This window comes from Profundibacter sp., assembly GCF_965277155.1.
Lineage (GTDB): Bacteria > Pseudomonadota > Alphaproteobacteria > Rhodobacterales > Rhodobacteraceae > Profundibacter.
The window spans coordinates 246,169-264,359 of record NZ_CBDIBV010000005.1 but is presented as its reverse complement, the minus strand read 5'-3'; the positions used below and the strand labels follow the sequence as shown (position 1 = coordinate 264,359).

21 protein-coding genes, 1 tRNA gene and 1 pseudogene are annotated in these 18,191 nt (G+C 57.9%); 10 read left to right on the top strand and 13 right to left on the bottom strand.

Annotated elements, in window-relative coordinates; genetic code table 11:
- Positions 1 to 49: 49 nt before the first annotated feature.
- Positions 50 to 871: a hydroxyacylglutathione hydrolase gene (gene gloB / locus ACQY4M_RS05360; protein ID WP_428541740.1), complete on the bottom strand. Its 822-nt coding sequence runs from the start codon at positions 869 to 871 to the stop codon at positions 50 to 52.
- Between the two features lie 88 nt (positions 872 to 959).
- Between gloB and ACQY4M_RS05355 the strand changes: the two genes are divergently transcribed.
- From ACQY4M_RS05355 to ACQY4M_RS05340, 4 genes are all read left to right on the top strand, one after another.
- Positions 960 to 1,616, top strand: a complete 657-nt coding sequence (locus ACQY4M_RS05355) for a DUF938 domain-containing protein (protein ID WP_428541737.1) — start codon at positions 960 to 962, stop codon at positions 1,614 to 1,616.
- A gap of 92 nt (positions 1,617 to 1,708) precedes the next feature.
- Positions 1,709 to 2,257, top strand: a complete 549-nt coding sequence (locus ACQY4M_RS05350; RefSeq protein ID WP_428541734.1) for an NADPH-dependent FMN reductase — start codon at positions 1,709 to 1,711, stop codon at positions 2,255 to 2,257.
- A gap of 64 nt (positions 2,258 to 2,321) precedes the next feature.
- Positions 2,322 to 3,068 (top strand): class I SAM-dependent methyltransferase, encoded by a 747-nt coding sequence (locus ACQY4M_RS05345; RefSeq protein ID WP_428541731.1) that lies wholly within the window; start codon positions 2,322 to 2,324, stop codon positions 3,066 to 3,068.
- Between the two features lie 297 nt (positions 3,069 to 3,365).
- Positions 3,366 to 4,409 (top strand): IS5 family transposase, encoded by a 1,044-nt coding sequence (locus ACQY4M_RS05340; protein ID WP_428539221.1) that lies wholly within the window; start codon positions 3,366 to 3,368, stop codon positions 4,407 to 4,409.
- Positions 4,410 to 4,873: 464 nt separating this feature from the next.
- On the opposite strand, the gene ACQY4M_RS05335 is transcribed toward ACQY4M_RS05340, so the two are convergent.
- From ACQY4M_RS05335 to ACQY4M_RS05320, 4 genes and pseudogenes are all read right to left on the bottom strand, one after another.
- Positions 4,874 to 6,006 (bottom strand): IS3 family transposase gene (locus ACQY4M_RS05335; protein ID WP_428539245.1). Its coding sequence is split into 2 segments (ribosomal slippage): positions 4,874 to 5,754 and positions 5,754 to 6,006, totalling 1,134 coding nucleotides; the frame shifts between segments, so codons are not numbered across the junction.
- On the bottom strand, positions 5,954 to 6,847 hold the full coding sequence (locus ACQY4M_RS05330) for a hypothetical protein (protein ID WP_428541728.1): 894 nt from the start codon (positions 6,845 to 6,847) through the stop codon (positions 5,954 to 5,956). Before ACQY4M_RS05330 ends, ACQY4M_RS05335 begins: the two co-directional genes overlap by 53 nt.
- A gap of 719 nt (positions 6,848 to 7,566) precedes the next feature.
- Positions 7,567 to 8,451, bottom strand: a pseudogene (locus ACQY4M_RS05325) (IS256 family transposase); the annotation flags it as partial.
- Positions 8,452 to 8,583: 132 nt separating this feature from the next.
- Positions 8,584 to 8,667: transfer RNA gene (locus ACQY4M_RS05320), tRNA-Tyr, on the bottom strand.
- 124 nt (positions 8,668 to 8,791) lie between these two features.
- Between ACQY4M_RS05320 and rlmB the strand changes: the two genes are divergently transcribed.
- From rlmB to ACQY4M_RS05305, 3 genes are all read left to right on the top strand, one after another.
- Positions 8,792 to 9,568 (top strand): 23S rRNA (guanosine(2251)-2'-O)-methyltransferase RlmB, encoded by a 777-nt coding sequence (gene rlmB, locus ACQY4M_RS05315; protein ID WP_428542089.1) that lies wholly within the window; start codon positions 8,792 to 8,794, stop codon positions 9,566 to 9,568.
- Positions 9,569 to 9,917: 349 nt separating this feature from the next.
- Entirely contained in the window at positions 9,918 to 10,385 is a 468-nt protein-coding gene (locus tag ACQY4M_RS05310; protein WP_428541725.1) for a CoA-binding protein, read from the top strand.
- Between the two features lie 98 nt (positions 10,386 to 10,483).
- Entirely contained in the window at positions 10,484 to 10,735 is a 252-nt protein-coding gene (locus tag ACQY4M_RS05305) for a hypothetical protein (protein WP_428541722.1), read from the top strand.
- Positions 10,736 to 10,877: 142 nt separating this feature from the next.
- Here the strand turns inward: ACQY4M_RS05305 and ACQY4M_RS05300 are convergent, their stop codons facing one another.
- From ACQY4M_RS05300 to ACQY4M_RS05285, 4 genes are all read right to left on the bottom strand, one after another.
- The gene (locus ACQY4M_RS05300; protein ID WP_428539582.1) at positions 10,878 to 12,104 is read right to left on the bottom strand and encodes an IS256 family transposase; all 1,227 of its coding nucleotides are present in this window, start codon (positions 12,102 to 12,104) and stop codon (positions 10,878 to 10,880) included.
- A 209-nt stretch (positions 12,105 to 12,313) separates the two neighbouring features.
- Positions 12,314 to 12,622, bottom strand: a complete 309-nt coding sequence (locus tag ACQY4M_RS05295) for a phosphoribosyl-ATP diphosphatase (protein ID WP_428541719.1) — start codon at positions 12,620 to 12,622, stop codon at positions 12,314 to 12,316.
- The gene (hisF, locus tag ACQY4M_RS05290) at positions 12,619 to 13,380 is read right to left on the bottom strand and encodes an imidazole glycerol phosphate synthase subunit HisF (protein ID WP_428541716.1); all 762 of its coding nucleotides are present in this window, start codon (positions 13,378 to 13,380) and stop codon (positions 12,619 to 12,621) included. The genes ACQY4M_RS05295 and hisF overlap by 4 nt, the downstream gene beginning before the upstream one ends.
- 76 nt (positions 13,381 to 13,456) lie before the next feature.
- The gene (locus ACQY4M_RS05285; protein ID WP_428541713.1) at positions 13,457 to 13,633 is read right to left on the bottom strand and encodes a hypothetical protein; all 177 of its coding nucleotides are present in this window, start codon (positions 13,631 to 13,633) and stop codon (positions 13,457 to 13,459) included.
- A 203-nt stretch (positions 13,634 to 13,836) separates the two neighbouring features.
- Between ACQY4M_RS05285 and ACQY4M_RS05280 the strand changes: the two genes are divergently transcribed.
- The gene (locus ACQY4M_RS05280) at positions 13,837 to 14,280 is read left to right on the top strand and encodes a DUF302 domain-containing protein (protein ID WP_428541710.1); all 444 of its coding nucleotides are present in this window, start codon (positions 13,837 to 13,839) and stop codon (positions 14,278 to 14,280) included.
- Positions 14,281 to 14,285: 5 nt separating this feature from the next.
- Here ACQY4M_RS05280 and ACQY4M_RS05275 read toward each other — a convergent pair whose 3' ends face one another.
- The 4 genes from ACQY4M_RS05275 to hisA are packed head-to-tail and all read right to left on the bottom strand — an operon-like array spanning position 14,286 to position 16,373.
- Complete coding sequence (locus ACQY4M_RS05275; RefSeq protein WP_428541707.1) at positions 14,286 to 14,690, bottom strand: hypothetical protein; 405 nt, start codon at positions 14,688 to 14,690, stop codon at positions 14,286 to 14,288.
- A gap of 56 nt (positions 14,691 to 14,746) precedes the next feature.
- Positions 14,747 to 15,175 carry a YqaA family protein gene (locus ACQY4M_RS05270; protein WP_428541704.1) on the bottom strand — a complete coding sequence of 143 codons (429 nt, stop codon included), beginning with the start codon at positions 15,173 to 15,175 and terminating at the stop codon, positions 14,747 to 14,749.
- Between the two features lie 28 nt (positions 15,176 to 15,203).
- Positions 15,204 to 15,647, bottom strand: a complete 444-nt coding sequence (locus ACQY4M_RS05265) for a DUF2867 domain-containing protein (RefSeq protein ID WP_428541701.1) — start codon at positions 15,645 to 15,647, stop codon at positions 15,204 to 15,206.
- Between the two features lie 3 nt (positions 15,648 to 15,650).
- Complete coding sequence (gene hisA, locus ACQY4M_RS05260; RefSeq protein ID WP_428541698.1) at positions 15,651 to 16,373, bottom strand: 1-(5-phosphoribosyl)-5-[(5-phosphoribosylamino)methylideneamino]imidazole-4-carboxamide isomerase; 723 nt, start codon at positions 16,371 to 16,373, stop codon at positions 15,651 to 15,653.
- 148 nt (positions 16,374 to 16,521) lie between these two features.
- Here hisA and ACQY4M_RS05255 point away from each other — a divergent pair, with 148 nt between their 5' ends.
- Both ACQY4M_RS05255 and ACQY4M_RS05250 read left to right on the top strand, forming a co-directional pair.
- The gene (locus ACQY4M_RS05255) at positions 16,522 to 16,914 is read left to right on the top strand and encodes a DUF2147 domain-containing protein (protein ID WP_428541695.1); all 393 of its coding nucleotides are present in this window, start codon (positions 16,522 to 16,524) and stop codon (positions 16,912 to 16,914) included.
- 178 nt (positions 16,915 to 17,092) lie between these two features.
- Positions 17,093 to 18,136, top strand: coding sequence for an IS5 family transposase (locus ACQY4M_RS05250; RefSeq protein ID WP_428541692.1), 1,044 nt, complete (start codon positions 17,093 to 17,095; stop codon positions 18,134 to 18,136).
- Positions 18,137 to 18,191 lie beyond the last annotated feature (55 nt).

Below are 18,191 nucleotides of genomic sequence, written 5' to 3'. Positions count from 1 at the left end.
ATATCCTTAAAGTTCGGTGTGATTGGCCGCAACTTCAAGTGCTTTTTGATCACTCATAGGCACAATTACATGGTTCTTCTGTGATATCGGGCATTTCGGAGCCTTTAAAATTGTCTTTGCGGCGGCGGATTTCGGCAAATACTTCGGTATCGGTCGCTGATTCCATCCCCAGACGCTGCCGGATTTCGGCGCTTTGGGGGCGCAGAAAGGGGTTTGTGGCCAGTTCGTCGGTCAAAAGCGACGGCACGGTTGGCATCTTTTGCGCGCGTGCCTCGATAATTTGCAGGATGCGGTCTTTTAGCGCCGGATTTCCCAGTTCGATCGTGTAGGCGAATGTCGCATTGGCGGCGGTGTATTCATGGCCGGAATAGACGATGGTCATTTCCGGCAGGGCGGCGATTTTCGACAGGCTCTCCCACATTTGATCCGGCGTGCCCTCGAACAGGCGGCCGCATCCCAGCGCCATCAGGCTGTCACCGGTGAACACGGCAAAGCTGCGTGGGAAGTGAAAGGCGAGGTGATTTTGGCAATGGCCGGACACATCCAGCACGGTGCCCTCGTTTTTACCGATTTTGATGGTATCGCCTTCGGTAACGGCAATATCCAGCGCAGGCAGGCGGTCGGCGTCGGCTTTGGCACCAACCACCTTGGCCCCGTATTTCGTGCGCAGTTCTTCCACCCCGTCGATATGGTCATAGTGGTGATGGGTGATCAGGATATGTGTCAGGGTCCAGCCACGGCTTTCCAGCACCTCGATGATGGGTGCGGCTTCAGGCGCATCGACCAGCGCGGTTTCGCCGCTGTCCTTGTCGTGCAGCAGAAAGGCGTAGTTGTCTTCGCGGCAAGGGATGGTGGCGATTTGCAGAGACATGGCGAGTCCTTTTGGTAAAGTGTTCGCACCACTCTTGCCGATTGCGCGGGTGGGCGCAATATTGGCTTATAAACAGGACAGGTGCAAAATGACACAGCCTCCGCTGAAACTGCCGGATAGCGGGCCGAGCAGCCATGCTTTGCCCGATGGGCGATTGGTGGCGCCGTCCGCCGAGCGCAACGCCGCCCCGATATTCGAACGGCTGGCGGAGTATGTGCCCGATCACGGCATGGTACTGGAACTGGCTAGTGGGACGGGGCAACATATCGCGGCGCTGGCCGGGATGTATCCCGATGTGGCGTGGCAACCCAGCGATGCGTCTGATGAACGGATGGACAGTATCAACGCATGGCGGGCGCATACGGGGGCAGACAATCTGCGCGACCCTGTGTTGCTGAACGCCAGCAAACCGTGGCCGGATTTTCCCGATTTTCGACTGGCCTATGTGGTCAACCTGTTCCACCTGATCCCGCAACAGGACGTCGTGGCAGTGATCCGTGGTGCGGCGGGGGCGCTTGCGACAGGCGGGCATTTCTTTATCTACGGGCCGTTTCGCACCGATGGCACCTTTCGCAGCGAAGGGGATGCCAGATTCCACGCCAGCCTGACCGCGCAAAACCCGTTGATTGGCTATAAGGATCTGGAATGGGTTGAGGCCGAGCTGTGTGCCGCAGGCCTGTCTATTGTCGCTGTTCACGAATTGCCCGCGAACAATCTGGTGATCGTTGCGCAGAAACCGGCCTAGCGTAAAGTGCACAGATGCTGTGCGACAGCCGCCCTTGTGTGCATCCCTGTTTTGCCACATCCTGAGCGCCACAGGAAAAGGAAGCACGCGACATGATACAGTTTAACCTATTGGGAATATCGGGATCCTTGCGGCAAGGGTCGTTCAACCGGCATTTGATCCGCGAGGCGGGTCGATTGATGGAAGGCGCCAAATTAACCGAAGCCGATATAGACCTGCCGCTGTATAACGGGGATGTCGAGGATACCCACGGCATTCCAGCCAAAGTGCAGGTGCTGGCCGACCAGATCGCAGCCGCCGATGCTGTTGTGATTTCCACACCGGAATATAACCAATCCTTCTCGGGCGTGCTGAAAAATGCGCTGGATTGGGTCAGCCGCACCGAAGGGGCGCCTTGGAAAGGCAAGCCGGTGGCGCTGATATCCGCCGCTGCCGGACGGGCAGGGGGCGCGCGGGCGCAATATGCGTTGCGGCTGGCGATGACGCCGTTCCGGCCACGGCTGTTGATGGGACCCGAAGTGATGGTGGCCGCTGCGCAGGATCAGTTCACCAACGGCAAACTGGCCGAGGACGAAATTTACGAGCGTTCGCTAAAGGTGTTGATGAAACTGCTAAAGGCCGAGGCCGCGCTGGTCGCATAAGCCGTGGCATTTTCGTGTAAATCGGCTATGGTCTGATCAACAACACCAACACGAGTTCCCGCATATGCACCTTGATGTGCTTGACCTGAAGGCTTTTTATTACCGCTCGGCATTGGGCCGTGCGGCGCAGCGGGCGGTGCGGGACCGCGTGGTCGAACTGTGGCCCGAGGCCAAGGGGCAAACCGTTGTCGGTTTTGGCTTTGCCGTGCCGCTGCTGCGCCCGTTTCTAAAGGATGCCCGCCGCGTGACCGGATTGATGCCGGGGCCGCAAGGGGTGATGGCCTGGCCCGTTGGCGAGAAAAATGTTGCCGTTTTAAGCGAAGAAACCATGTGGCCGCTGGAAACCGGATCGGTGGACAAACTGGTGGTGATGCATGGGCTGGAAACCAGCGAACACCCATGGGAGCTGCTACAGGAATGTTACCGCGTGCTGGGGCCGGGGGGGCGTGGACTGTTCATCGTGCCAAACCGCGTGGGCCTTTGGGCGCGTAGCGACCGCACGCCGTTTGGCTACGGCCACCCCTACAGTCTGGGCCAGCTCGAGGCGCAGTTGAAAAGCCACGGGTTGATCCCCGAACGCCACGTTGGCGCGCTCTATACCCCGCCATCGCAAAAACGGTTCTGGCTGCGGACGGGGAATTTCTGGGAAAAGGCGGGGCGGCGTATTCCGACCATGGTGGCGGGCGGGGTGCTGCTGGTCGAGGTCAGCAAACAGATCCCGGCCCCCAAACGCCCGGGGTTGAGCGAGGCGGTTCGACGGCCCTTGCGGATACTGGAAGGGGTGCGGACACCCGAGGCGAAACCGGTTTGAGGGGGGGCGATCGGCGTCTGGAAGGTGGGGTGGCAGGTTGTCTGGGTGAAGATATCTGGTCAGGATAGGATGGAACGGATGGTCAAGGCGCGGCATAACGACCTGACAAAGCCATATGTACTCCTATTACTCAACAATCCATTCATTCAAAATTTCGCGCACCGCTTGGTCCAGAACAATCCAGTCAGGGTTGTATTCTTCTGTATTCCAGAATTTATAAAGACCTCTGCATAACATCGGGATTCCCCCGGGTTGGCCGTTTTGGTAAGCTAGCCGGGAAATCTCTGGGGTGAATAGATGGACCTTTTCCTGCACGAAGCGGCGGCACGGATCGGCGCGGATGACGTTCTGTCGAAGATCGACGCGCTGATGGATTGGAACTCGTTTTTGCCGATCCTGCGGCGCGGTCTGGGGCGCTCGGGGATCGGGCCTCAGGGCTATGATCCGCTGGTTCTGTTCAAGTGTCTTCTGGTTGGCCAGTGGCACGGGCTGAGCGACCCGAAGCTGGAGCGGGCCTTGAAGGTGCGGCTGGATTTCATGCTGTTCTGCGGGCTCGATCTGCACGCGTCGGTGCCGGATGAGACGACCCACTGCCGGTTCCGCAATGCGCTGGTCCGGGGTGGCGTTTACGATGAGCTGCTGGCCGAGGTCTGCCGCCAGATCGAGGCGCATGGGCTGAAGCTGAAAGAGGCTGAGGCGGCGATCATTGATGCGACCCTGATCGCGGCGGCGGCGCGCCCGCGCACCCATATCGACGCCCCGCAGGACCGGGCAGAGGACGGGGCAAGGGAAGGGACGCCGGATGATCCGCCCGAGGTCTCACCCGACGGGGCACAGCTGCATTTCAGCGCCGACCCTGATGCCCGCTGGGTCAAGAAGGGCCGCAAGAGCACGCTCGGCTACAAGGGCTTTGCCCGCTGCGACGAAGAGGGCTTTATCGACAAGGTGCACACCACGCCCGCCAATGCCGCCGAAAGCCCCGAATTCGCCACCATGATCGCGGGCGCAAAGGCGCAGCGGGTGCTGGCCGACAAGGCCTATGCGAGCAAGGCCAACCGCCAGATGCTGCGCGGCAAATACCGCGACGGCATCCTGCGCAAGGCAGCGCGCGGCCGCCCCCTGCGGCAATCGGAGAAACGCTTCAACCGGCTGATTTCGAAACGCCGCTTCCGCATCGAGCAGACTTTCGGCACGATGAAACGCCTCTTCGGCCTGCAGCGGGCGAGATATTTCGGGCGCGCCAGGGTGCATGCCCAGATGGTCATGGCCGCCATCGCGCAAAACCTGCTCAAGGCCGCAAACAGGATCACCCTCAACCCGCAAACCCCCGCAATCGCATAGCCCCAAACCCCGCCACCCGTCTGTCCGCCGGACCCGCAGGGGCGCAAGGTGGGCGGCCGAAATCTTGCTTCAACCGAAAGCCATGGCCTCATGCAGAGGTCTTTTTATAATGAATTATTACTCGTTCAGTAAAGCGATATTCAATATAGCATACTTTCCACGGGCAGGATATCGTTATGGGCAATCCCAGTGGCGATCGGTAATTGTCTGGGAAAAGGAATGCCCCATATGTTTTTTTATCGGGAGAATCTGGGATATGCCGGATAAACCCACCCTCTACTTCTACCCCATCTACCAAAATAGTGTTCAACCAATACTTCTCACTTCTCTTCACGGTCTCCAAATCCACTCCACCCGACAACCAAAAATCGCGCGTCCGTCTGCGTTTGATTGGGTCTCCCGTTAGAGGTGGTCCCACTTTTTTGACCAGTCAGCAGCCAGTTTAAGATGGATCAGGGTTTCATTTAGGCTGCCAAACTCATTGGTTTTGTTTTTCTGTCATAGGCTTCATCCGGGGTCAATATTCCGTGGGTGGAATGCGGGCGCTCGGTGTTGTAGTAAGCCAACCATTTCCCGATCCCGGCGCGGGTCTGCGAACCCGTTTCAAATGCGTTGAGGTAAATGCATTCGTATTTCAAGGATCGCCAAAGCCGCTCGATCATCCGGTTATCGACCCAGCGACCTTTGCCATCCATCGAGATTTTCACGTCGGCTTCTTTCAGCGCCTGCGTCCATTCAAACCCGGTGAACTGGCTGCCCTGGTCGCTGTTCATGATATCGGGCTTGCCGTATTTGGCCATAGCCTCTTTCAGGGCTTCAACGCAAAAATCTGCCTCCATGCTGTTTGACAATCTCCAGCTCAAAACCTTGCGGCTGTGCCAGTCCATGATCGCGACCAAATAGAGGAACCCGCGCTGCATCGGAATGTAGGTGATATCTACGCACCACACATGGTTTGGACGATCAATCGTCAGGTCTCGCAGCAGATACGGGTAGATCTTATGCTGCGGATGTTTCTTGCTCGTGTTGGGCGTCTGGTAGATCGGAACCAACCGCATCAGCCGCATCAAACGGCGGACCCTGTGGCGACCACACTTGTAACCTTGGCGCTGCATGTGCCGGGCCATTTGCCGTGATCCATACCACGGCGTCTGCAAGAATTGCTTGTCGATTATTGTCATGAACCGCAAATTTTCAGCACTTTCGCCTTTTGGCTGGTAATACAGGTTCGAGCGCGCCAGAGAAAGTAGCCCGCATTGTCGTCGCACACTCAGATCATGCTCACGGCTCACCATTTTTTGCCTCGCTTCCCGAGCAACTGTTGCGAGGCGTTGGCTAAAAAATCCCGTTCCACGACCAGCTGACCAATCTTGGAGTGCAGCTTCTCAATCTGGGCTTCATCAACCCGATCAGGATCACGGCCCCGTCTGGAAAATGCCGTGGCCATGTTTTCAATCGCTGCTCGTTTCCATGTGCCAATCTGGGTTGGATGCACACCATACTTCTTCGACAGCTCCGCCATCGTCATTTCCTCGCGGATTGCTTCAAGCGCAACGCGGGCTTTGAATTCGGGAGAATGGTTCTTTCGTTTCGTCATTTTGAATCGTCTTTCTCATAAGTCGATCCACCTTAACAACTGGTCCGAATTTCCGCGACCACCTCTGCACGCGGTAATGGCAGGTAATATCGCCATCCAGCCCGTCCAGTTCCGGCCCCGGCCGCCCGCCACCAAGGGAATGGATCACCAGCGGCAGCGCCACCTGATCCAGCCACGGGTCCAGTTCCTGACAAACCAGCGGTTCGGGTGCATTATCGCGGATTTCCAGTGCGTATTCGGTAAAACGTGCGCCGAATTTATGCGGGCAGCGGTAATAGAACCAGCCGGCGTTGAAATAGAGGTAGCGTTCCCAATATTCATCCGGCTGGCTGGTGTCCAGCGAGCTGTCGAAATCCAGCCCGAAGCGGTCATACAGCGATTTCCACGTTTCGCTATATCCCGGCCCGTAGAGTTCCAGTTCCGGCCACGTTCCTTCGCGCCGCATCGAGGCGGCAGGGTGGTCAAAGTCGAACGCCACCTTGGACAGCGGGCCGGTGATCAGGGTATCGGAGTCAAAAAACACGAACGGCTCGCCCTTGGGCAGGGCGGCCAGTGCCTCGATCTTGTTGCCATAGGGGTAGTCCTGCCCGAAATGTCTACTTTCAAACGGCAGGATTTTCGCCCCCAAATGCTCGAGCAACGCGCGCACATCATCGGTCATGCGTGGGTCTTTGGACCATTTTGGCCCAGGCTGCGGCTCGGCAACAAACAGGCGGCCCTTGAAATCTGGGTCGCTGTGGCGCAGGGAGGCCGCGAACATCACCGCCTCGTATTGCAGTCGCCCGCTTTGGCCGACAATAACAATATTGAAATCCTGCGAGGTGTTCTGCGCTTTGGCCATCTGTGTCTTTGCCCGTAATTGTTTCGTGAAACTATAGGCCGAAATACGGGCCGTAAAAAGGTGTTATTGTTTCAAAGCGCGGGTTTGGTTAGGAATATGAACAGGTTTCTTTAGGATATTGCAAAAAGAACAATCATTGATATCAAAAGGAGAGGTATATGTTCCACCTTGTATTGATTTTCACCATCGCAATCGGGGCCGGTCTTGGGGCCAGCGGCAAGTATGCAGTTAAAACAGAAGACGGCGCGAACGGCGCCACCTTGTCTTTGCTGGAGGGGACCAGCAGCGGGGCCGGGGCCTTATTGGATGGCACTGCTGAAAGCATGGTGGAGGCCGTAAAAGATGACTGGCAGCCCGAGGACCAGACCCCGACCGGCAAATTCACCACCGCAACCGAAGTCAAACCGATCCTGTCGATGACCAAACCCAACTGGGTGGCGGTGCGTGATTATAACGGTAAGGACCTTTTGTATTTCACCAACCTGCTGGCGTGGCGTTGCGGCTTGCATCAGGTCAGCTACGGGGTGAACGGGGCGGCGGAACAGCCGCTGGAATTCGAGGAATGCCATCTGGATACGGGGCAACCCAACGCGCTGACAATGGAAACAAAAATGCCGTTTGTGACGCTTGATGCGGGGTCCGTTGACAGCCTGTCGGTGACAGTCATCTATGACGACGGAACCACCGACACCGCGACACTACCTGGCGATTTCCTCGGGTGTTTTGGCGTAGATCATGTCGCGGTAATCTTCTGTCAACTCATCATGCATACGCTTGGGTGCCTTGGCCAGAAGGTTGCGGTGCTTGTGCACCGTGCACCTCTGGATCGGCAGATCTTCACCCCAGAGGGCAATGAGAGCGACCTCAAGTCCCGGTGCCCCGTCCACGATGACAAATTCGGGCCGTTTCAACCCGCGCGCATCCAGATCGTTGATGAACTGACGCCAGGCGGAGGTGCTTTCGCCGCCCATGTTCATCTGTGATAACAAGACCTTCTGCCCATCCCGGCGCACGCCAATCGCGGCCAGAACCGAGATATTGGTGGCCTTCCTGTCAATCCGCGTTTTGATCACGGTGCCGTCCAGGATCAGCCGCACGATGTCTTCATCCGCAAGGCTGCGGGCGCACCACGCCTGCCAGTCCACCTTCACCTTGCGCCAGGCGCGGCTCACCACATCCTTGCTGACCGCCCCCTGAAACAGGCCGAACAGGGCGCGTTTTACCCGCCGTGTGTTGGTGCCCGAAAGGTAGACAGCAGCGATCAGCGCCTCGGCCTTCTTCGTCAGCCGCTGGTAGCGGGGCAATGCCTTCGAGCGCCATTCTCTGGCCTTGCCGGCCTCGCCTGTGATCCGCGCACGCGGCACGCGCACCGTTTCGGTTCCAAATGTTCCGACCAGTTGCCGCTCGCGATGCCCGTGGCGGTATCCGGCCTTTGCCCCGCCGCTGCGGCCATACCGGCAACGGCCCAGAAACTGCTCCAGCTCCTCTTCGAAAACCGCCTCGATCGTCGCGCGGATGTTCTGGCGCAGCCGGTCTTCAATCGGGTCATAGCCTGCTTCATTGGCCAGTAGCGCGGATGTCGATGTTGCTGTATTCTTTGTCATGGCGTGATCTCCTTGGCGGTTCCAGCCGCCGGTTGGGTGGCTTCGATGCACCCGGAGATTACGCCGTCCTCGAATTTCCACCAAACTCGCGACACTACCCGGATATCCTGATGCCGTAACTGTTTCGAGAAATGGTGGGCGACCCTGGAATCGAACCAGGCGTGAGTCGCCTCGAGGGAGTTACAGTCCCCTGCCACACCTTGCGGCCTGTCGCCCAACACTCGGGGTGGATACTCGGGCAATGCGGACCCGTCAAGCGCAAATCGGCATGAATTCGGCTTGTATCGCGGCGCGGGGCGGCGCATTGTCGGGCGGGCGCAAATTACAAGGTGTTTTAGCGATGAAAAAACCCAAATGGGTGATTGAAAAAGAACAGGGGCGGCGCGCGTCGGCGGCGGCAACTGTGTGGTTGTTCGGGCTGCATGCGGTGCGCGATGCGCTGCGCAATCCGGCGCGCACCAAATTGCGCCTGCTGGTGACCAAAAACGCCTATGACAAATTGGCCGAGGATATAGTCGTCAGCGGGATCGAGCCGGAAATGGCCGACCCGCGCAAATTCCCCGCCCCGCTGGACCCGCAATCGGTGCACCAAGGCGCGGCGCTTGAGGTCAAGCCGCTGGATTGGGGTGATTTGCAAGAGGTATGCATGGCCGCAGACGGGCAGGTGCCCCGTGTGGTGCTGCTGGACCGTGTGACCGATCCGCATAATGTGGGGGCGATCCTGCGCTCGGCCGAGGTGTTCGGCGCGCGGGCCGTAATTGCCCCGCATCGCCATTCCGCTCCCGAAACGGGGGCTTTGGCGAAAACGGCGTCAGGGGCGCTGGAACGGCAGCCCTATTTGCGGATCAAAAATCTGGCCGATGCGATGGAAACGTTGAAATCCATGGGCTATCTGGTTCTGGGTCTGGATGGCGAGGCGGAACAGACGGTTGCACAAGCGGTCGAGGGCCGGCGGGACCGCGCGATCGCGCTGGTGCTGGGGGCCGAGGGGCCGGGGTTGCGCCAGAAAACCCGTGAAACTTGTGACCAACTGGTGAAAATTGATGCGGCGGGCGCGTTCGGCTCGCTGAATGTGTCAAACGCGGCCGCCGTGGCGCTTTATGCCTCGCGCGAGTGACGCTGACATAGGGCAGCGCCCGACACTGGATGGGCATTGAAACGGTGTTTGGCACAAGTCAGTGAACAAGCCACAAGTTATTGCCATCGGGAAGGTTGCAAAAGCGCCCTCCCGTGGGGAGGGTCGGGCGCTGCCCGGTGATACCGGGCAATGCTGTGATCACAAATTTATTACCACCTCTGGAAACTACGTAACTGCACCCTATCTTTATAAGCAGAGGCACAGCGCCCGGAACGCGCACGCCTCACTTTCACTGTCCCTCGTTCCGTAACTGGCGCCCGTCCTTGCCCAAGGATCGGGCGCTTTTTTGTCGCCTTTCTTTAGCATGGATTGCTTGGTAAAGAGGGGCATGACCTATACCGATGAATATCTGAAGAAAATCCTGCAAGACACCAAGGTGATTGCTTGTGTCGGCGTGTCCATGAACCCTGTGCGCCCCAGCTATTTCGTGGCGCGTTACCTGTCGATGAAGGGCTTTACGGTGATCCCCGTGAACCCGGGCCACGCGGGCAAAATGCTGTTCGGGCAGGAAATTGTGCCTGATCTGGCCTCGATTGACCGGCCTGTGGATATGGTCGACATTTTCCGCCGCTCGGAGTTCGTAACGCCGATTGTCGAGGCTGCTCTGGATGCCTTTCCCGATCTGAAAACCGTCTGGATGCAGATCGGGGTCGAGAACGAGGAAGCCGCCAAATTGGCCGAGGATCGCGGTGTGCAGGTGGTGATGAACCGCTGCCCTAAGATCGAATATCAGCGATTGTTTGGAGAGTTGCGGATGGGCGGGTTTAATACGGGTGTGATCAGCTCGAAGTTGTGAGGAGGCGGATATCCGCACAAGGTGTGCCACACACATCGAAATAATTGTGTAATCTGGCACGTGTGTTAGGAATTCCAAAAGATTTCAGGAGTTTTACCATGTTCGATCGTCTGTTGATCCGATTTTATCCCCTTTTCAATTTTACAGCCATCATCGGAATGCTTTGCGGTATTGCCTTCATCGGTATGGGGATCGCCGGCTATTTTGATAAAATTGACATGGGGCGATCATTTGAAAAGATTGACCCGATATGGATGATTGCAGGCGGTTTGGGCATTGTGCTGACGTTCTGGTTGAAACGCAGCAAGATAAAGGCAGGTGTTGACGCAGCCAATGAGCGAAAGGGCTAGGCTTAGCGGCCCATTGGCTGCAATCCGCAACAAACTGGCTAGGTATACTCTACGTCACACCAAAGGTGTGCTTGCAGGTTGTGTCTCGAAAGTGGTGGAAATTGATTTCAGGCACCTCCGAGCGGGTTGAGTTATGCGCCGGTCAGGCGGCTTGGTCAAGGGTTGCGTCGGCGACGGGCTGAGCGAGCGTTTCCCAGCCATCGACCTTTCGCATGACGATCTGCCCCGAGGCCATCAGAGCCCAAAGCAGCATCGGCACGGTCTCGGCGCATGGCAGCACGGTCTGGGTCTTGATGCGGCGGCGGAATTCCTCGTTCAGGCGTTCGATCGCATTTGTCGTTCTGGCCGATTTCCACTGGCCTTGTGGCAGACGCGTGAAGGTGAAAAGCTTATCTCCTGCTTCTTCCAAGCTGTCAGCGACGGCCTTGCATTTCAGCCGCCATTTTCGCAGAAATGCCTTGCGGCGGGTGGCGATTTCCTCGGGTGTTTTGGCGTAGATCATGTCGCGGTAATCTTCTGTCAACTCATCATGCATACGCTTGGGTGCCTTGGCCAGAAGGTTGCGGTGCTTGTGCACCGTGCACCTCTGGATCGGCAGATCTTCACCCCAGAGGGCAATGAGAGCGACCTCAAGTCCCGGTGCCCCGTCCACGATGACAAATTCGGGCCGTTTCAACCCGCGCGCATCCAGATCGTTGATGAACTGACGCCAGGCGGAGGTGCTTTCGCCGCCCATGTTCATCAGTGATAACAAGACCTTCTGCCCATCCCGGCGCACGCCAATCGCGGCCAGAACCGAGATATTGGTGGCCTTCCTGTCAATCCGCGTTTTGATCACGGTGCCGTCCAGGATCAGCCGCACGATGTCTTCATCCGCAAGGCTGCGGGCGCACCACGCCTGCCAGTCCACCTTCACCTTGCGCCAGGCGCGGCTCACCACATCCTTGCTGACCGCCCCCTGAAACAGGCCGAACAGGGCGCGTTTTACCCGCCGTGTGTTGGTGCCCGAAAGGTAGACAGCAGCGATCAGCGCCTCGGCCTTCTTCGTCAGCCGCTGGTAGCGGGGCAATGCCTTCGAGCGCCATTCTCTGGCCTTGCCGGCCTCGCCTGTGATCCGCGCACGCGGCACGCGCACCGTTTCGGTTCCAAATGTTCCGACCAGTTGCCGCTCGCGATGCCCGTGGCGGTATCCGGCCTTTGCCCCGCCGCTGCGGCCATACCGGCAACGGCCCAGAAACTGCTCCAGCTCCTCTTCGAAAACCGCCTCGATCGTCGCGCGGATGTTCTGGCGCAGCCGGTCTTCAATCGGGTCATAGCCTGCTTCATTGGCCAGTAGCGCGGATGTCGATGTTGCTGTATTCTTTGTCATGGCGTGATCTCCTTGGCGGTTCCAGCCGCCGGTTGGGTGGCTTCGATGCACCCGGAGATTACGCCGTCCTCGAATTTCCACCAAACTCGCGACACTACCTGCTTGCAACACAACGTTCGAGTATTGTCTTTGTTATATTTCATAAGCTCATATTGAAGGTTTACAGGACTTTCTGCTGGCATGTGCAGGTGTAGGGTGGGCCCCTATATTCACCTCCCCGCCTTCTCCTCGATCCCCGACACCCCTTCGCGCCGTTCCAACTCGGCCAGAACATCCGCCAAATCCACGTCCCGCGCTGCCAGCATCACCAGCAGATGATAGAGCACATCTGCCGCCTCATACGTCAGGTTCGCCTTGTCATCCCGAACCGCTGCGATAATCGCTTCCACCGCCTCTTCGCCGAACTTCTCGGCGCATTTTTCCGGCCCCTTGGCCAGCAGTTTTGCGGTCCAGGAACTGTCGGGATCAGCGCCTTTGCGGGCGTCAATCGTGGCGGCCAGTCGTTCAAGAATGCTCATGTCAGCCTCATCGGGATGCCTGCGTCGGCCATGTGTTGTTTGGCCTCGGCAATGGTGTAGGTGCCAAAGTGAAAGATGCTGGCGGCCAGCACCGCCGAGGCGCCGCCGATCGTCACGCCTTCGACCAGATGATCCAGAGTGCCCACCCCGCCCGACGCAATCACCGGCACCGGCACCGCGTCTGATATGGCGCGGGTCAGGGGCAGGTTGAAGCCCTGTTTGGTGCCGTCGCGGTCCATGCTGGTCAGCAGGATTTCTCCGGCCCCTTTGGACACGACCAATTTGGCAAATTCCACAGCGTCGATGCCTGTCGCTTTGCGCCCGCCGTGGGTGAATATTTCCCATTTTCCCGGCGAAACGGTTTTGGCGTCAATCGCCACGACGATGCATTGCGACCCGAAATGGTTGGCCGCATCGGCAATCACATCGGGGTTGGCCACGGCGGCGGAATTGAACGACACCTTGTCGGCCCCCGCCAGCAGCAGGTTGCGCACATCGTCCGAGTTACGCACGCCCCCGCCTATGGTCAGCGGCATGAAACACTGTTCCGCCGTGCGGGTGGCCAGATCAAACATGGTGCCGCGGTTTTCATGTGTGGCCTTGATATCCAGAAAGCACAGCTCGTCCGCACCGGCGGCGTCATAGGCGCGAGCGGCATCCACCGGATCGCCGGCATCCACCAGATCGACGAAATTCACGCCTTTGACAACGCGGCCCTCGGCAACGTCCAGGCAGGGTATGATACGGGTTTTCAACATGCCCCTGTCATAAAAGGCCCGCGCGCCCGTGACAATGGCGGGTTTGCATCTGATCCGGTTTTGTTGCAGGCGGCGGTTATTTGCGCCCTTTGCGTGTCATCCGGATAATGCCGATGATGGCCACCAGAATAAGCACGCCAACCAGAATCGCGCCGCCGATATCACCTTCATAGCTGCCGCCATAGCCGCCTGTGGCCTCGGCATGGGCAAAGGTGGGGAGCAGGGCCAGGATCAAAGCTGGGAAAAATTTCACAATGAATACTCCAATAATGAATTTGCGGATGATGACGGATTATGGCGGGATGTCAATATCGACAAGGGGTCACGCTATTGCATTGATCATGGGCGGTTTTTTGCGTGATCACGGGGAAGTTATGTATTCTGTTTTGACAGAAGCGGATGCATTGACGAGGGTCGCACGGACACGCGCAACACAACCTTATACGGAGTTTACCAATGTTTAAATTTGCCCTTGCTGCCGCTATTTCGCTGGCGGCCACCCTTGCCAATGCCGAAATCATCAAAGTTGCCAGCCCTTATTCGGTGGCTGAATCGCTGGACCGTTTGACAGGCGTTGTCGAAGGGGCGGGGGCCAAGGTGTTTGCCCGTGTGGAACACGCCAAAGGGGCGAAGATGATCGGCGAAGAACTGGCGCCCGAAGCGTTACTGATTTTCGGCAAACCCGAGGTGGGCACGCCCGCCATGCAGATGAACCCGCTGGCCGGTCTGGTGCTGCCCGCCCGTGTGCTGGCCTATCAGGACGCCGATGGCAAAGTCTGGCTGGCCTATGAAAACCCCGCCGATATGCTGGCCCCATACGACATTCCGGCAGATGCGCCGATCGTGATGAAACTGACCAAGGTGCTGGGCGCCCTGACCGGCAAGGCTGTGGCCGAGTAAACCGATTACCCCGCCGCGTTTTCTTCCAAGTGATTGCGAAATTTGCGGCGGGTTATCCACTCGGCAATGGCAAACAAAAGCAATGCAGGCAGGCAGACAGCGACCAGATATACTGCGCCCGGAAAGTAGATTATAAACAGGTATCTGCCGATTTCATCAGGCAGGTCGCTGCATTCCACGGGTGACAGTAATCCGCTGTTGCACCAGCCCAGTTCAAATGCCTGCCATGTGATCAGAACAATGACCGCTACAAGGCACATCGTTATGATTCCGACCGCAACGGCCCTGTTACGCAGGAACAAGGTTTTTTCTGTGCAATAGCGGGGGTGCATCGTTGCAAAAGCCCAGATCACCAGGCCCGCCATCGGCGCGACATACACGAAAATCATAAGTATTGCTTGCATCTCCATACAGGCGCTCCTTTGATGTGGCAGCCTTTTGCAGAATGCGTGACGGGTCAAGTCCGCTAGAAAAACACTCCGACCACCCCCAGCACCACCATATAACGCAGGGTTTTCGAGATTGTGACCAGTATCAGAAACAGCGCAAAGTTCATCCGCATCACACCTGCCGCCACGGTGATCGGATCGCCAATAATGGGCACCCATGCCAGCAGCACCGCCCATTGCCCCCAACGGGTAAACCAGCCCCGCGCCTTGTCCAGTGCTGCGGGGGTGGCGGGGAACCATTTGCGGTTCTGATAATGCAGGGCAAGGCGGCCAAGGGCGTAGTTCAGCACCGAGCCGAGGATATTGCCCGCACTGGCCACCAGCAGCAGCGTCAGGGTGGTGTGTTCGGACAGCGCCGCCATCGCCACTAGTGCCGCTTCGGATCCGCCGGGCAGCAGGGTGGCGGCAGAAAAGGCCAGCAGGAACAGGGTGGTGAGGGAGGTCATCTGGCAAACCCAGAGAAATCGGCGCCCATTATTCTATCCGCCCGATAGCATTGCGCATGATCACTACATGGAACGGTATTATCGCAGCTAGATACATACGCCCCAGCCGGTTGTGCCGCCGCACCCATGTGGCCCCGTAAGCATGGTGCCCATCGGTCAGGATCGAGATGCGAAAATCTAGATGCTTGTCGTCAAAGCCCAGGATGATTTCAGTGTCATTGCGCTGCACAATCGGGAAAAAGCCGATGGTTTCGCCTTCGCCCAGATCGGTTCGCAGCCCGAATGGCGTGACCACAATGTTACGGATTTTCATAAGCCATGTAACCCACATTGGGAAATCCATTGCGCGGTTCGCTGCCTGATCCACATCAACCGTGGTTTCGCATCTATAGCAATCCAGAAAGTCGTCGGGTTGTTTGATCCCGTGCAGCATACTTTGCGGCGGTAAACTGGCCCTGACAACTTTCGACACGTGTTATCCCCTCAACAGCGCCAGTGCCGCCCCCAAGTCAATCGCTCCGTCATAAAGCGCCCGCCCCGAAATCGCCCCGTTCAGCGGCGCACCACAATCGCGCAGGGCCTCAAGGTCGGCCATCGAGCTGACCCCGCCCGAGGCAATCACCGGAATGTCCACCGCATTTGCCAGCGCCGCGGTGGCCTCTACGTTCGGACCCTGCATCGCGCCGTCGCGGTTGATGTCGGTGTAGATGATCGCGGCCACGCCAGCGTCCTCGAACGATCGCGCCAGATCGGTGACCATCACGTCGGTTTCCTCGGCCCAGCCCTTGGTGGCCACGCGCCCGTCGCGGGCATCGATCCCCACGGCCACCTTGCCGGGAAACGCTTTGGCGGCCTCACGCACCAGATCGGGGTTTTCCACCGCCACGGTGCCAAGGATCACCCGCGCAATCCCTTTTGTCACCCACATTTCAATCGTCGCCATATCGCGGATACCGCCGCCCAGTTGGGCAGGGACATCGGTTGCGGCAAGGATCGCCTGAACCGCCGCACCGTTCACTGGTTCACCCGCAAAAGCACCGTTCAGATCGACCAGATGCAGCCATTCGCAGCCGGCATCCTGAAAGGCACGGGCCTGCGCATCGGGGCTGTTGTTGAACACGGTGGATTGCGCCATGTCACCACGGATCAGGCGCACACAGTTTCCGTCTTTCAGGTCAATCGCGGGGTAAAGGATCATGGGGTCAAACCTTGCTTTGCAGATGTTTCAGGGCTGTTTTGCATGAAGCAGCAGGAAATGCAAAGCGCTTGCGGCGTCCCAACGTAAGGCTTGCTATGGATACGCGTCCCGCGCAGGATAGAGGTTATTACCCAAGGGAGGATATAAAATGAAAAAACTGGGACTGATTTCTGCGTTTGTAATCGCACTGGCAACCCCCGGGTTTGCTGATCCGGTTGAAGGCATCTGGAAAACCGCCAAAGACGACAACGGCAACTTTGGCCACATCAAGATTTCGATGTGCGGGGACAAGGTATGCGGTGTTTTAATCAAATCTTTCGATAGTAATGGCGCGCCGCTGGCGTCGGAAAACATCGGCAAGCGGATCATCTGGAATATGGTGCCCGAAGGCGACGGCTATTACGACAGCGGCAAGGTTTGGGCGCCGGATCGGGACAAGACCTATAGTTCCAAGATGACGATGAACGGCAATAAGCTGACCATCAAGGGCTGTGTATTCGGGATTTGCCGTAATGGCGGCACTTGGGTGCGGATCAAGTAAACGAGCTAAAATAACTGCGTTTGCTGTGACACACGGAATTTGCGACGCTGTTCTTAACCGCGTTAACCAGTTATAGTGGGTATTGTTTTTAGGGAACCTCTAAAAATCCCCCAAAATCCGGCCTGACGGGGTAGAATCGTCATCAGGATGAAAATGATTCGACCGACGGGGTTTTGTCATGGGTCAGATGGGATTTTTTGATCTTTCCAGCCGATACGCGGGACTGGACAAATCTGGTGATCCGCTGGTGTTGCTCAACGACATGGTGCCGTTCGAGGATTACCGGGACGAGCTGAAGGCCATATGGCGCACGCCGCCCGAACAGCGCAAATCCAACGCTGGCCGCCCGCCTTGGGATGAGGTGCTGATATTCAAGACGATGGTTTTGCAGCAGCTCTACAACCTCTCTGACGATCAGATCGAGTATCAGATCCGCGACCGCCTGTCGTTCATGCGGTTTCTCGGCCTTGGCATTGAAGACAGCGTACCTAACGCCAAGACCATCTGGGCCTACCGTGAAAGGCTGGCCGGGGCCGGGAAGATGAAGGAGCTGTTTGACAAGTTCGATGCCTTTCTGCGCGAAAAGGGCTATCTGGCGATGGGCGGGCAGATTGTTGATGCGAGCATCGTTCCGGCGCCGCGCCAGCACAACAAAAGGGACGAGAACGAGAAAATCAAGGCGGGCGAAACGCCTGAAGAGTGGGAGGAAAAACCCCACAAGAAGCGCCAGAAGGACGTGGATGCGCGCTGGACGAAGAAGCACGGCAAGAGCTATTACGGCTACAAGAACCACATCAATGTCGACCGGCGGCACAAATTCATCCGCGCTTATGATGTCACCGATGCCGCCGTGCATGACAGCCAGGCGCTTGCCGGTCTGATTGATGCGAGCAACACCTCATCGGACCTGTGGGCCGACAGCGCCTATCGCTCGCAAAAGATCGAAAGCGAGCTGGAAGAGCGGGGGCTTCACAGCCATATCCATCACAAGGGCAGGCGCGGCAAGCCGCTTGGCGAGCGCCAGCAAAAGGCCAACCGGAGGCGCTCGAAAGTGCGGGTCCGGGTCGAGCATGTATTCGCTTTTCAGGAGCGCTCCATGGGCGGCAAGCTGATCCGCTCCATCGGCCTGAAGCGGGCGCGATTTCGCATCGGGATGATGAACCTGGTCTACAACATGAAGCGCTTCGTCCAGTTCGAATGCGGCCTGGCGGCGCCGGGATAAGGGTTCATGGGGTGAGGTGTGCCTGAAATACCCAAAACCGGCTTGAAACCGGTGA

Excerpts from the sequence above, each read along its gene's own strand:
- ACQY4M_RS05345 (WP_428541731.1), top strand. The coding sequence starts at position 2,322 with ATGCACCTTGATGTGCTTGACCTGAAGGCTTTTTATTACCGCTCGGCA.
- ACQY4M_RS05255 (WP_428541695.1), top strand. The coding sequence starts at position 16,522 with ATGAAAAAACTGGGACTGATTTCTGCGTTTGTAATCGCACTGGCAACC.
- ACQY4M_RS05310 (WP_428541725.1), top strand. The coding sequence starts at position 9,918 with ATGACCTATACCGATGAATATCTGAAGAAAATCCTGCAAGACACCAAG.
- ACQY4M_RS05340 (WP_428539221.1), top strand. The coding sequence starts at position 3,366 with ATGGACCTTTTCCTGCACGAAGCGGCGGCACGGATCGGCGCGGATGAC.
- ACQY4M_RS05250 (WP_428541692.1), top strand. The coding sequence starts at position 17,093 with ATGGGTCAGATGGGATTTTTTGATCTTTCCAGCCGATACGCGGGACTG.
- ACQY4M_RS05280 (WP_428541710.1), top strand. The coding sequence starts at position 13,837 with ATGTTTAAATTTGCCCTTGCTGCCGCTATTTCGCTGGCGGCCACCCTT.
- hisF (WP_428541716.1), bottom strand. The coding sequence starts at position 13,380 with ATGTTGAAAACCCGTATCATACCCTGCCTGGACGTTGCCGAGGGCCGC.
- ACQY4M_RS05300 (WP_428539582.1), bottom strand. The coding sequence starts at position 12,104 with ATGACAAAGAATACAGCAACATCGACATCCGCGCTACTGGCCAATGAA.
- ACQY4M_RS05350 (WP_428541734.1), top strand. The coding sequence starts at position 1,709 with ATGATACAGTTTAACCTATTGGGAATATCGGGATCCTTGCGGCAAGGG.
- ACQY4M_RS05305 (WP_428541722.1), top strand. The coding sequence starts at position 10,484 with ATGTTCGATCGTCTGTTGATCCGATTTTATCCCCTTTTCAATTTTACA.
- ACQY4M_RS05275 (WP_428541707.1), bottom strand. The coding sequence starts at position 14,690 with ATGGAGATGCAAGCAATACTTATGATTTTCGTGTATGTCGCGCCGATG.
- ACQY4M_RS05355 (WP_428541737.1), top strand. The coding sequence starts at position 960 with ATGACACAGCCTCCGCTGAAACTGCCGGATAGCGGGCCGAGCAGCCAT.
- ACQY4M_RS05330 (WP_428541728.1), bottom strand. The coding sequence starts at position 6,847 with ATGGCCAAAGCGCAGAACACCTCGCAGGATTTCAATATTGTTATTGTC.
- ACQY4M_RS05295 (WP_428541719.1), bottom strand. The coding sequence starts at position 12,622 with ATGAGCATTCTTGAACGACTGGCCGCCACGATTGACGCCCGCAAAGGC.
- hisA (WP_428541698.1), bottom strand. The coding sequence starts at position 16,373 with ATGATCCTTTACCCCGCGATTGACCTGAAAGACGGAAACTGTGTGCGC.
- ACQY4M_RS05270 (WP_428541704.1), bottom strand. The coding sequence starts at position 15,175 with ATGACCTCCCTCACCACCCTGTTCCTGCTGGCCTTTTCTGCCGCCACC.
- gloB (WP_428541740.1), bottom strand. The coding sequence starts at position 871 with ATGTCTCTGCAAATCGCCACCATCCCTTGCCGCGAAGACAACTACGCC.
- rlmB (WP_428542089.1), top strand. The coding sequence starts at position 8,792 with ATGAAAAAACCCAAATGGGTGATTGAAAAAGAACAGGGGCGGCGCGCG.